This window comes from Streptomyces sp. NPDC003027 (genome assembly GCF_053591435.1).
Map to the genome: position 1 here is coordinate 44,931 of NZ_JBSFTU010000031.1, position 12,774 is coordinate 57,704.

Here is a 12,774-nt window from a genome sequence, read left to right on the forward strand (position 1 = left end):
GGACCTCAGCCGACCGGTACGAACCGTACGACCGTTCCCGGCACCGCCTGCGCCGCGGCGGCCAGATCGGCCTCCCGTACCACCGCCACCACCGGGTAGCCACCCGTCGTCGGATGATCGACCAGGAACACCACCGGGCGCCCGTCCGGAGGCACCTGGACGGCCCCCAGAACCATGCCCTCACTGGGCAGCTCGCCGGTCACCGACCGCTCCAGGGGCGGCCCCTCCGTGCGCAGGCCGATGCGATTGCTCGACGGCGAGACCCGGTACGCGCGCGTGGCGAACGTTTCCAGGGCAGCGGGGGAGAACCAGTCGTACCGCGGCCCGAGCCGGACCCGCAGCACGAGTTCGTCCGCCGGGCCCGACCACGGCGGAACGTCGACCGGAACCCGCGCGGCAGGCTCCGCGCCCAGCGGCAGCACCGCCCCGTCCGCCAGCGGAGCCGGGCCGAGCCCGGACAGCAGGTCGGTGGAGCGGCTGCCGAGGACGGGCTCCACGGCGACGCCGCCGCCCAGGCCGACGTAGCCGCGCAGGCCGCGCACGGCCGCGCCGACCTCGAGGAGCGCCCCGGCCTCGACCCGTACCGCCGTACCCCAGGCCACCGGACGGCCGTCGACCGTGACCGGGCACGGCGCGCCGCCCACCGCCACCGTCACCGCGCACCGGGGCCGCAGCGCACACCCGTCGACCGTGGTCTCGAGCACCGCGGCGCCCTCCGGATTGCCGACCAGCCGGTTCACGAGCCGCGCCGCGCCCGGATCCAGCGCCCCCGAGCGCGGCACCCCGAGGTGCGCGTAACCCGCCCGCCCCAGGTCCTGCACGGTGGTCAGCGCCCCTGCCCGCACGACGGCGAAGGCACGATCGGTCATCGGCCGTCCACCACGAAACGGACCCGCGTGCCCGGCGTGAGCAGCGCGGCGGGCTCCCGCGCGGTGTCCCACAGCACCGCGTCCGTGGTGCCGATCAGCTGCCAGCCGCCGGGGGAGGAGCGCGGGTACACGCCCGTGTACGGCCCCGCGAGCGCGACCGAGCCCGCCGGGACCGCGGTGCGCGGAGTCGCCCGGCGCGGCACCTCGTACCGCTCGCCCAGGCCCGTCAGATAGCCGAACCCGGGCGCGAAACCGCAGAACGCGACCCGGAAACCGGTGCCCGAGTGGATCCGCACGGCCGCCTCCACGGAGACGCCCCACAGCGCCGCCACCTCCGCCAGATCTGGACCGTCGTAGCGGACCGGTACGTCGACGGCCCGCTCCACGCGCGCGTGGAGCGGCGGGATCGTCCACTCCCGCAGCTCCCGGGCCAGCCCGTCCGGGGCGTCGACCCCGTCGAGCAGCACCGTCCGCGCCGCCGGCACGATCTCCCGTACGGGGGGCAGCGCACCGCCCTCCCGGCGCCGCAGCAGCTCGGCGTGGAACGCCTCCGTCGCCTCCCCGCTCGCGAGCTCGACGAGCAGCGCCCGCTCGCCCACCCGGAACACCCGGCGCGCTCTCATACGAACGCCTCCACCCGTACACCGGCCGCCTCCAGCTGGGCACGGACCCGCCGGGCGAGCCCCACCGCGCCCGGGGTGTCCCCGTGCAGACAGAGCGACCGCGCCCGGACGGAGACGGACCGCCCGCAGTGCGAGGTCACCACCCCGAACCGGGCCATGGAGACCGACCGCTCCACGACCTCCGCCGGATCCGTGACGACGGCGCCCTCCCGCCCCCGTGGCAGCAGGGTGCCGTCCGCCGTGTACGCCCGGTCCCCGAAGGCCTCCGTGACGACCGGAAGTCCCGCCTTCTCCGCCACCTCGTGCAGCCGGGACCCCGGCAGCCCCAGCACCGGAAGGCGCTCGCCGCCGCCCCCCAGCAGGACCCCGTCGACGACCGCCCGCGCCTGCTCCTGGTCACGGACCACCCGGTTGTAGAGCGCCCCGTGCGGCTTGACGTACGACACCCGTGACCCGGCCGCGCGCGCGAAGACCGCCAAGGCGCCGATCTGGTAGGCGATCTCGGCCGCCAGCTCGTCCGCCGGGACGTCCATCGAGCGCCGTCCGAAGCCGGCCAGGTCGCGATAGGACACCTGGGCCCCGATCCGTACCCCGCGCGCCGCCGCCAGCTCGCAGACGCGCCGCATGGTGACCGCGTCCCCGGCGTGGAACCCGCAGGCCACATTGGCGCTGGTGACCACCGAGAGCAGCGCCTCGTCGTCGGTCAGCGTCCAGCGGCCGAAGCCCTCTCCGAGGTCGGCGTTGAGGTCGATCGAGGCCCAGGTCATGGTGTCGATTCCTTCCGTCCCTGGTCGTGCGGGTGGTACGGGTCAGACGGGGACGCGGCGGCGCGCGTCGGGCATGTCGGTCACGAGGCGCGCACCGGGGCCCGGCCGGCCGCGGGACCGGTGGCTGCCGCCCGGCCACGCGCGCGTGCGGCGTGCGGAGGGCCGATCGCCGTGCCGCTCATGCCAGTTCCCTTCCGCGGGTCTCCGGCAGCCCGAGCAGCGCCAGGACGGCGAGCCCATAGCCGATGGCCCCGAAGACCAGCGCGCCGCCGACGCCCCAGCTTTCCGCGAGGAAGCCCACCAGGGTGGGGAAGACGGCGCCCACCGCGCGGCCCGTGTTGTACGTGAAGCCCTGACCGGTGCCCCGTACCGCCGTCGGGTACAGCTCCGCCAGGAAGGAGCCGAAGCCGCTGAAGATGGCCGACATGCAGAACCCGAGCGGGAAGCCCAGGACGAGGATGAGCGTGTTCGCCCCGGAGGGGATGTTGGTGTAGGCCACGACGCACACGGCGGAGAGCACGGCGAACAGGGCGATGTTCTTCTTACGGCCCAGCCGGTCGGTGAGGTAACCCCCGGTCAGATAGCCGATGAAGGCGCCGGAGATCAGGAAGGTCAGGTAGCCGCCGGTGCCGACCACGGTCAGTCCGCGTTCGGTCTTCAGGAAGGTGGGGACCCAGGTCGCCAGGGTGTAGTAACCACCCTGCACACCGGTCGACAGCAGCACCGCGAAGAGCGTGGTGCGCAGCAGCGACGGCTTGAAGATGGCGGTGAACGAGCCCCGTTCGGTGCTCGCGCGCCGCGCCTGGGCTGCCTGCGGGGCGTCCTCGACGTTCCGCCGGATGTAGACGACCAGGAGCGCCGGCAGCGCGCCGGTCCAGAACATGACCCGCCAGGCGGTGTCCGCGTCGACGAACTGGAAGACCAGCGTGTAGACGATCACCGCGAGCGCCCAGCCGGCCGCCCAGGCGCTCTGGACGCCGCCGAGGGTACGGCCCCGGTGCTTGGCGGAGGCGTACTCGGCGACCAGGATCGCGCCGACCGCCCATTCGCCGCCGAAGCCGAGACCTTGCAGGGCGCGGAAGACGAGGAGCGTCTCGTAGTTGGGCGCGAACCCGCACAGCACGGTGAAGAGCGCGTAGGTGACGACCGTGATCATCAGCGCCTTCACCCGCCCGATGCGGTCGGCGAGGATGCCGGCGAGCGCGCCCCCGATCGCCGAGACGACGAGGGTGACCGTGGTCAGCAGACCGGTCTGCCCCTTGTCGAGGCTGAAGTAGGCGGCGATGGCCACCATCGACAGCGGCAGGGTGAAGAAGTCATAGGAATCCAGGGCGTATCCGCCGAAAGCGCCGCCGAAGGCGCGCCGACCGCGCGGCCCGAGGGCGCGCAACCAGGCGAACGCGCCCGTGTCGTCGGGGCGTTCGCCCTGGGGCTGCTGCTGGGTCTGTGTCGTGCTCATCTGCACCTCGCAGAGGGGGAGGAGCGTGCCTGAGGACGTACTGGAGGACCGTGCGATGCCGAACAACGTAGAGGATCGTTCAACGATCCGACAAGAGGCGTGTTGACTCGTTCTTGCTTCTACGATGGACTCGGCCGACTCGGCGCGGGGCGACGGAGGGATCGAGCACGGTGAGCGGAACAGGCGAACTCGCGGACGACCGGGCCCTGTTGAGTAGGACGAGCACGGCGGAACGGGTCGCGGACATCCTGCGGACCCGGATCGCCGAGGGCTTCTTCCCGCCCGGCACCCGGCTGTCGGAGGACAGCATCGGCGGCGCGCTCGGCGTGTCCCGCAACACGCTGCGCGAGGCGTTCCGGCTGCTCACCCATGAACGGCTGCTCGTCCACGAGCTCAACCGGGGCGTCTTCGTCCGGGTGCTCGCCGTCGAGGACGTCGCCGACATCTACCGCACCCGGCGCCTGGTCGAATGCGCCGTCGTGCGGAGCCTCGGCGACCCGCCGTTCGACCTCGACGGCCTGGTGGGCGCCGTCGAGGAGGGGGAGAGGGCGGCCCGCGCGGCGGACTGGACGGGCGTCTCCACGGCCAACATCCACTTCCACCGCGAGCTGGTGGCGATGGCGGGCAGCGCGCGCACGGACGAACTGATGCGCGGCGTGCTCGCCGAACTCCGCCTGGCCTTCCACGTCGTGGACGACCCACGCGGACTGCATCAACCCTATCTCGTACGAAACCGGGAGATCCTGGACGCCCTGCTCGCCGGTGAACGCGCCACCGCGGAGCGGCTCCTCGCCCGCTACCTCGACGACTCCCGCACCCGGATCGTCGAGGTCTACGCCAAAGCGGTCGACGACCCGGCGGACACCGACGCCTGAGCGGCCGGGCCGCGGCGCGGCGGCGACCGGTCGGCGGCCCGGCAGAGGTGCGGCACGACCCCGCTCGCACGGCACAGCGGCGACCGGCCGGCGGCCCCGGCGGAGCTGCGGCGGGGGCGGGCGGCGGCGGTCACATCTGCGCCGTTTCGACCGTTGTCAGTGCGAGGACCTAATCTGTGCACCGTGACTTCGCCTGTCTCGACGGACCTCGCTCCGCCCCAGCTCAGCGCGGGGCCGCGGCCCGCGCCGGGCCCGGCCGCCGACGAAGGGCTCGCGCGGCGCCTCCGCGCGCTCGCGTGCACCGCCCCGCTGCACGACCTGGACGTGCGCAAGGCGAACCTCGCCGGGGAGTACTCGATCTACGCGATGGCCGAGGTCGCCCTCGCCGCCATCGACCTCGTCACGCTCACCATGGACTTCGACACCGGCGCCGACCACGAACAGATCGTCGCCCGGCTGCTGCCGCGCGTCGCCGCCCAGGCACCCAGCCGCCCCGCCGCCGAGCACGAGCGCGTCGCCCGCTGGGTCCTGGAGAACCTGATCAACGTCGGCAGCGTCGACCGCGGCTTCCGCGCGGTGTACGGCACGTTCGGCGCCGACGGCGTCTACACCCGGCGCGACTACGACTTCAAACTCCTCGAAGAGGTCCCAGGACCCGGCGGCAGCGTCTACCTCCGTACGACCGACGAAGCGGTCAACGTCCTCGTCGGCGCCCTCGACACCGACGTCACCAGCGCCCAGATCGCCGCGGAGGTGAAGCTGGAGGTCCTGATCAGCCGGGGCCGGCTCGCCGACGCCCAGCTCGCCGCCGAGCAGGCGCGCTACCGCACCGTGCAGTACGCCGAGACCCTCCGCAAGACCCTGGAGGCGACCCGGCGCAACGTCCGCGCCGTCGACTGGCTCCGCGCCGTCCCCGACATGATCGCCGAGGCGCTCGACCACGTCGCCGACCGCTACCGCCACGAGAACGCGATCCTCACCAACATCCGCAAGGCCCGTGACGAGGCCGAGGACCAGGAGCACAAGCGCCGCGCCGCCGAACTCGTCGACATCGTCAAGGACTGCATCCGCCGGCACACCCAGCTCCAGTCCCGCCTCCTGGAGGCCGGGCCGCTGTTCCGCGCGGAGCAGGACCGGCAGGCCTTCGCCGCGCCGACGTCGTACACCGGGATAGACCTGTACGGCCAGCTCGTCGCCCCGCTCCTGCCGCTCCCGGTCGAGCAGGCGACGAAGGTCACCGACGCCTTCTTCGCCAAGGGAACCGGACTGCGCACGCCCGTGTCGGTGCGCGTCGGCGACCTCGTCGAGATGCTGCTCACCCCGCCCGTCGAGCGGGAGCACCTCGGCGCCGAGATGCCCGAGCCGGACCTGATCGCCACGCCCGACGACAGCCGGTTCAGCGAGGAGCAGCTGGCGAGCGCGATGGAACTGCTCGACCTGGAACACGACGCCCCGCGCCGCCTCTCCGGCCTCCTCGCCGACGCCCGCCTCCGCGACCGGGACCTCCCGTACCTCGTCGCCCTCCTCGCCGTGCACGCCGCGAGCCCCCCGGTCGGCACGGCCTACCGCCAGGGCGAGGAGCGCCTGCTGTTCGCCGTCGACGACGGCACCCCGCTCGACGACGAGGAGTTCGGCGGCGCGGACCTGATAGTGGGGACGGCTCTGCTGGACGCGGCGGGCATGGCGGCCGACCGCACGGAGGCATCGTGAACGACCCCGCGCCGACGCACGACGGACCACTGCCGCCGTCACCTGCCCCGATGCCGTCGGGGACGGCCACGGGGCCGGTCGAAACGCCTCCGGGGCCGGCCCCAAAGCCCACGGGATCCGTTGAGACCGCTGGGTCTCCTGCCGGGACGCCGACGGTAGCTGTCGAGGTCACCGCGACGACCCCCACGGGGTCTGTCGCGCCCCCCGCCGCAACGCCTCCGCGACACCCCGCCACCCCCGCGACGCCCAAGCCGGGGCCACCGACCTCGGACGAGTTGCCCGCGGCTCCGGACATGGTCGCGCCGTCCGGCTTCGACGAGTCGCCCGCGGCTCCGGACGCGGACGCGCGGCCGGGCCCGGACGAGCCACCCGCTCACGATCCGGCGACGGCGACGGCAGCGGCAACAGCAACGGCGCCGGCACCGCGCCGTGCCCGCGTGGGTGCCGTGCCCGTCGCCGAGCCCGTCCGGCGGAACCCCGCGCCCTCTGTGCGCGCCATCCGGCTGACGGACGAGGCGGCCGCCGCGGCACCTGCGCGGCGGCCGGCCGTGAGCGTCACGCCCGTACGCCTCCCGCTGCCCCGACCCGACGCATCACCGACCACCCGTACCGAGGAGCCCCAGCCGTGAGCGAACACCACGCAGAGCACGCCGACGCGTGGAGCGAGCCGGAGCCCCCGCAGAGCGCCGCTTCGTCGGCCGTCACCCCGGCCGACGCCGCCGACGCCGCCCGGCTGGTCTCCTTCGGGCTCCAGCCCAAGCTGCTGCCCGCCCGCGACGCCGAGTACGCCGAGCTGCTCCGGCGCTACCGCGAGGACACCGCCTTCGCCCGCCTCGCCGATGCTGTCGCCACCGGCCTCGGACTCGTCGTCCTGGAGGTCTCCCCACGTGCCGGCATGGTCGTCACCGCCGGCGAGGACTCCGTCTTCGCCGTCCGCATGGGCGACTACGCCCGCCGCGCCTCGACCGACTCCGCCGACCGCTTCCTCCACGGCCTCGCCCACCTCGCCGTCGCCGCCATGGCCTTCCCGCGCCCCGAGGATCTCGCCGACGACGGCTACATCGGCCGCCTCACCGTCAACGGCGTCGACGCCTTCGTACGACAGGCCTGCCGCCGCCTCGAAGAGCGCGCCGAGGAGCAGGGGGTGAACACCGACCCCGCCTCCGAAGCCCCCGGCCTGGAGGCCGCCTGGCGGATCTACTCCCGCCGCAGCGCCACCGGCGCCACCAAGGACGCCCGCCGTCTCGCCGGCTCCACCACCGGCATCGTCGGCAAGGCCGTCGCCTTCCTCACGGACTCCGGCTTCCTCCAGCGCACCGGCGACGACGCGGGCGGTGCCTACCGCACCACCGCCCGCTACCAGCTCCAGGTCCGCGACATGGCCGGCAGCGCCGCCATGGCCGAGCTGCTCGAACTCGGCGTCGTCCCCGTCAGCGACGGCTCCGCCAGCCTGGTACCGCCGCCGGAGGGTGACGACCTGGAGCTCGCCGCCGACGCCGGCCTGCCCTTCCACGCCTGACCGCCTCATCACGGCCCATCACGCCATCACGACCGCCTCATCACCGAACCAGTCGACGAGAGTCCGCCGCCATGTACGAGTTGTCCCGGGTCCGCCTCTACTCCATCGGTCCCGCCGGTGCGCGCTACGCCGACACCGTCCTGGACCTGCGCGGAGTCGGCGCCCCCGTGCCACAGCCCGCCCCCACCCAGGCGGAGTTCTTCGAGGAGGAGCCGGTCGGACCGCCCCGCCGCCCCGCCCCCGCGGGCGTCCTCTTCCTGGAGAACGGCGGCGGCAAGTCAGTCCTCCTCAAGCTGATCTTCTCGGTCATGCTCCCCGGCCACCGCAACACCCTCGGCGGCGCCAGCTCAGGCGTCCTGCGCAAGTTCCTGCTCGCCGACGACTGCGGTCACGTCGCCCTGGAGTGGCAGCACACCCTCACCGGCGAACTCGTCGTCGTCGGCAAGGCCAGCGAATGGCGCGGCCGCCAGGTCTCCAACGACCCCCGGAAGTTCGCCGAGGCGTGGTATTCGTTCCGCCCGGGACCGGGCATGAGCCTGGACTCGCTGCCGGTCGCCGAGTCGACCTCCGTACGCCCGCCCGTCGAGGGCGCCTCCGGCGCACGCGGCCGCCGCCGCACCATGAAGGGCTTCCGGGACGCCCTCACCGAGGCGGGCAGGGTCTACCCCCACCTGGAGGTGTACTGGGAGGAGATCCACGACCGCTGGAACGAGCACCTCGGCGACCTCGGGCTCGACCCCGAACTCTTCCGCTACCAGCGGGAGATGAACGCCGACGAGGGCGAGGCCGCCGGCCTCTTCGCGGTCAAGAAGGACTCCGACTTCACCGACCTGCTCCTGCGGGCGGTCACCGACACCCGCGACACCGACGGCCTCGCCGACCTGGTCAGCGGCTTCGGCAACAAACTCGGCAGGCGCGCCGAACTCACCGCCGAACGCGACTTCACCGCGGGCTCCGTCGACCTCCTCGGCCGCATCGTCGAGGCCGCCGAGACCCGTACACGCGCGCGTGAGGTCCATGCCGCGGCCGAGCGCCGCACCCGCACGCTCGCCCGCAGGCTCTCCGTCCGGGCCGCCGAGGAACGCGGCCGCGCCGCCGAACTCGCCCAGCAGGTCACCTCGGCCGCCCACGCCGTCTCCGAGGCGGAGGCCGCGCGCGGCCGCAGCTCCCTCATCGCCGCCGAACTCGCCTACCGCCACGCCTCCCTGGCCCTGGCCGTCGCCGAGAAGGGCGCCGCTTCCCAGCGGCGGGAGCTCACCGAGGCCCGCACGCTCCACTCCGCCTGGCAGGCCACCGAGGTCGTCCTGCGGCACCGCGCCGCGGGCGACCGCTCCACGCGCGTGGCGGCGGCGATCCGCGAGGCCGAGCGGGACGCGGCCCCGGCGCTGGCCGCCCGCGCCAAGGCCGCCGCCGATCTCGTACGGGCCCTCGCCGCCGCCGCCGAGGAGGGCGAGCGCCACGCGGCGGAGGAGGAGGAACGCTCCGCGGCGCTCCAGGAGGCCGGCGAGACCGCCCACCGGGACGCCACCGCCGCCGCGACCGACGCCCAGCGGGCCCGCAGCGAGGCCGGACACCTGCGCCAGCGCCTCGCCGAGGTCGAACAGGAGACCGCCGAGGCGGTACGGGCGGGATGGCTGGACGACTCGGCCCCCGACGCCGACCCGGCCCGCGCCGCCCTGGCCGCCAGCGACGCCGAGAAGACCACGGTCGCCGCCTGGGACGCGGCCCGGGACGCCGCCCGCGCGGCGGCCGACCGCGCCCGCGAGGCCGCCGCCGCCGAGGCCCGCGCCGAACTCGCGGCCGCCCGCGCCACGGACGCGGCCGAAGCCGCCGAGCACGCCTACGACGCGGAACGCCGGGCCGCCGAGTCCCTCGCCTCCGACGAGCGCCTCGCCGAACTCCTGAGCCTCCCGAGCACGGGCTCCTCCGTGCCGGGCCAGCGCGCGGGCGACGGCGCGAACGGCAGGACGACCGCCGGCGGCTCCCCGGGTCCGCAGCTCCCGTCCCCGTCACCGACCGCCCCCACCGGGCCCGCCACACCCGGGGCCCCTGACGCCGACGGCGCGGGCGCCGGCTCCGCCCACGACCCCGCGGTTCGGCCGGGCCCCGGCGCCCCGGAGGCGCAGGCGCCCGGCGCCCATGCCGCCGGGGCCGCTTTCGGGCTCGTCGCCGACCCGGTCGCCGCTCCCCTCGGTCCCCTCACCGTCACCGAGTTCGACCGGTACGCCGATGACCTGCGGCGGATGCTGGAGCAGTCCATCGCCTCCGCCGAGCGCACCCTCTTCGACCTGCGGACCGCCGCGGCCGACGACGCCCGCATCCTCGGGGCCCTCGGCGACGGCGGGCTGCTGCCGCCCGGCCCCGACGTGCTCGCCACCGTCGAGTACCTCGGCGAGCACGGCATCCCGGCCCTCCCCGGCTGGCGCTACCTCGCCCAGTCCGTCGACCCCGCCGACCACGCCGCCGTCCTCGCCGCGCGCCCCGAACTCGTCGACGGCGTCGTGATCACCGACCCCGTCTCGTACGCCCGCGCCCGCGAGGTGCTGGGCTCGGCCGCGCTGCTGCCCCGCTCCGCCGTCGCGGTCGGCACGGCCGCCGCCCTGCTCGCCCCCGTCCCCGGCTCCGGAACCGGCGACGACGCGGGAGTCTTCCTCGTACCGCCGAACCCCGCCATGCACGACGAGCACGCCGCCGATGAGGAACGGCACGCCCTGCGGGCCCGCGCCGCCGCGCGCGACGAGGAGATCCGTACGCTCGCGGCCCGCCTCACCGGCGACCGTTCGCTCGCCGCGCGGATCGGGTCCTGGCGGGCCGACTGCCCGCCGGGCATGCTCGCCGAGCTCGCCGCCGGCGCCGCCACCGCGCGCGAGACCGCGGAGGCGGCCGCCGCCACGCTCGCCGAGGCCCGGACGGCCCGTGCGGAGGCCGACGAGGCGGCCGCCGACGCCGCGCGTGTGCGGGACGAGCGCCAGGAGGCCGCCCAGCGCGCCCGCCGCGTCGCCGACGCGCTCGCCGGGCTCGCCTACCGACTGCGCGAGCGGTCCGCCTGGCAGGCCAAGCTCCGCGAACTGGCCGACGACGCCGCCGAGTCCGAGGCCCGCGCCCAGACCTGTCTGGAGCGCGCCCGCGCCGCCGACGAGGACCGCCGCGCCGCGCAGCGCGCCGCCGACGACGCCCACCGCACCGCCCGCGCCCTGCGGGCCGAGCGCGCCGAGATCGCCGGCGCCCCCGACCAGCTCCCGGAGCCGGACGCCGACGCCCCGCGCGCCGCGCTGCCCACGCTCCGCGAGGCGTACCGCGCCGCGTCCCAGCTGTACGAGAAGGTCGGCGTCGGCGCGGACCTGCGCGCCGAGCAGGCCCGCGCCGAGAGCGACGAGTCCGCCGCACTCGCCGAGTTGGACCGGCTCACCAACAAGGTCCGTACCCGCGCCGAGCAGCTCCTCGAGTCCACCGACGGCGCCGACGGCCCCTCCCGCCAGGCCGCGGCGGCCCGCGCCGAGTCCCTGGTCCAGATGCTGGAGACCCGGGCCTCGGAGGCGAGCGAGAAGCTCGGCCGGCTCCGCGGTGAGGCGGAGCGGCTGGCCCCCGAGGACGGCGAGTCGCACACGGACCTCCCCGAGGACCGGATCCCCGCCGACGCCGAACACGCCCAGCTCCTGCTCCGTTCCGCGACCGCCGAACTCGCCTCCCGTACCGACGCGTTGGAAGCCGCGCGCACCGCGCACGCCGGCCTGCTGCGGGCCCACCGCGCCGCCGAGGACGCGGCGGGCGGCTTCGACGAGACGGCGGCGCTCCTGCGCGACCTGCTGCGCGACCACGCGGAGGAGGAGCGGCAGGAGACCGAGCCGTACCCCGGCACCCTCGAAGAGGCCCGCCACGCCGCCGCCGAGGCCCGGCGCTCACTGCGCGGCTGCGTCGCCGAACTCTCGGCCGCCGACGCCTCCGTGCGCGAGGCGAGCGACATCCTCGTCCGGCACGCCAACTCCACCCGCTACGAACAGGTCCGCACCCCCGCCCGGCAGCAGATCCGCGAACTGCCCGCGGCCGCGCTGCCCGAGCACGCCGCGAAGTGGGCCGAGGCGTTCGCGCCCCGGCTGCGCGTTCTCACCGACGAGCTGGAGCAGCTCGAGCGCAACCGCGACTCGATCGTCGACCGGCTGCGCGGTCTGGTGGAGTCCGCGCTGGCGACGCTCCGCTCCGCGCAGCGGCTCTCCCGGCTGCCCGAGGGTCTCGGCGAATGGTCGGGCCAGGAGTTCCTGCGCATCCGCTTCGAGGAGCCGGACCAGGCCACGCTCACCGAGCGGCTCGGCGAGGTCATCGACGAGGCGACCCGCGCGGCCGTCAAGAAGAACTCCGACCTGCGCAGGGACGGCATGTCCCTGCTGCTGCGCGGGGTGCAGGCGGCGCTCGAACCGCGCGGCATCGCGGTCGAGATCCTCAAGCCCGACGCCGTGCTCCGGGCCGAGCGCGTTCCGGTCGGGCAGATGGGCGACGTCTTCTCCGGCGGCCAGCTGCTGACCGCCGCCATCGCCCTGTACTGCACGATGGCCGCGCTGCGCTCCAACGACCGGGGCCGCGACAAGCACCGCCACGCCGGCACCCTGTTCCTCGACAACCCGATCGGCCGGGCCAACGCCACGTACCTCCTGGAGCTCCAGCGGGCGGTCTCGGACGCGCTGGGCGTCCAGCTCCTCTACACGACCGGTCTCTTCGACACCACCGCGCTGGCGGAGTTCCCGCTCGTCATCCGGCTCCGCAACGACGCGGACCTGCGGGCGGGGCTGAAGTACATCAGGGTCGAGGAGCACCTGCGGCCGGGTCTGCCCCAGCAGAGCGCGGAGGGCGAGACGATCCACGGCGAGATCACGGCGACCAGGATGTTCCGCCGCACGCCCGCGGACCAGCCGGCCTAGCCGGAACCCTCCACCCCGCGAGACGTACGAACGGCCCGG

At 75.1% G+C, this 12,774-nt stretch carries 8 protein-coding genes; 4 read left to right on the forward strand and 4 right to left on the reverse strand.

Annotation, left to right across the window (positions count from 1 at the left end; translation table 11 throughout):
* Positions 1-5: 5 nt before the first annotated feature.
* From ACWDX6_RS21695 to ACWDX6_RS21710, 4 genes are all read right to left on the reverse strand, one after another.
* On the reverse strand, positions 6-869 hold the full coding sequence (locus tag ACWDX6_RS21695; protein ID WP_451486526.1) for a 5-oxoprolinase subunit C family protein: 864 nt from the start codon (positions 867-869) through the stop codon (positions 6-8).
* A complete protein-coding gene (locus ACWDX6_RS21700; protein ID WP_451486527.1) occupies positions 866-1,492 on the reverse strand; it encodes a 5-oxoprolinase subunit B family protein in 627 nt (208 codons plus the stop codon). Before ACWDX6_RS21700 ends, ACWDX6_RS21695 begins: the two co-directional genes overlap by 4 nt.
* Complete coding sequence (locus ACWDX6_RS21705; protein WP_451486528.1) at positions 1,489-2,259, reverse strand: LamB/YcsF family protein; 771 nt, start codon at positions 2,257-2,259, stop codon at positions 1,489-1,491. Before ACWDX6_RS21705 ends, ACWDX6_RS21700 begins: the two co-directional genes overlap by 4 nt.
* A 178-nt stretch (positions 2,260-2,437) precedes the next feature.
* Positions 2,438-3,718, reverse strand: a complete 1,281-nt coding sequence (locus tag ACWDX6_RS21710) for an MFS transporter (protein WP_451486529.1) — start codon at positions 3,716-3,718, stop codon at positions 2,438-2,440.
* Positions 3,719-3,888: 170 nt separating this feature from the next.
* Here ACWDX6_RS21710 and ACWDX6_RS21715 point away from each other — a divergent pair, with 170 nt between their 5' ends.
* The 4 genes from ACWDX6_RS21715 (at position 3,889) to ACWDX6_RS21730 (ending at position 12,735) form a co-directional block, all read left to right on the forward strand.
* Positions 3,889-4,593, forward strand: a complete 705-nt coding sequence (locus tag ACWDX6_RS21715; RefSeq protein WP_451486530.1) for a GntR family transcriptional regulator — start codon at positions 3,889-3,891, stop codon at positions 4,591-4,593.
* 183 nt (positions 4,594-4,776) lie between these two features.
* Complete coding sequence (locus ACWDX6_RS21720; RefSeq protein ID WP_451486531.1) at positions 4,777-6,303, forward strand: hypothetical protein; 1,527 nt, start codon at positions 4,777-4,779, stop codon at positions 6,301-6,303.
* 625 nt (positions 6,304-6,928) lie between these two features.
* The gene (locus tag ACWDX6_RS21725) at positions 6,929-7,822 is read left to right on the forward strand and encodes a hypothetical protein (RefSeq protein ID WP_451486532.1); all 894 of its coding nucleotides are present in this window, start codon (positions 6,929-6,931) and stop codon (positions 7,820-7,822) included.
* Positions 7,823-7,893: 71 nt separating this feature from the next.
* Positions 7,894-12,735, forward strand: a complete 4,842-nt coding sequence (locus tag ACWDX6_RS21730; protein WP_451486533.1) for a hypothetical protein — start codon at positions 7,894-7,896, stop codon at positions 12,733-12,735.
* Positions 12,736-12,774 lie beyond the last annotated feature (39 nt).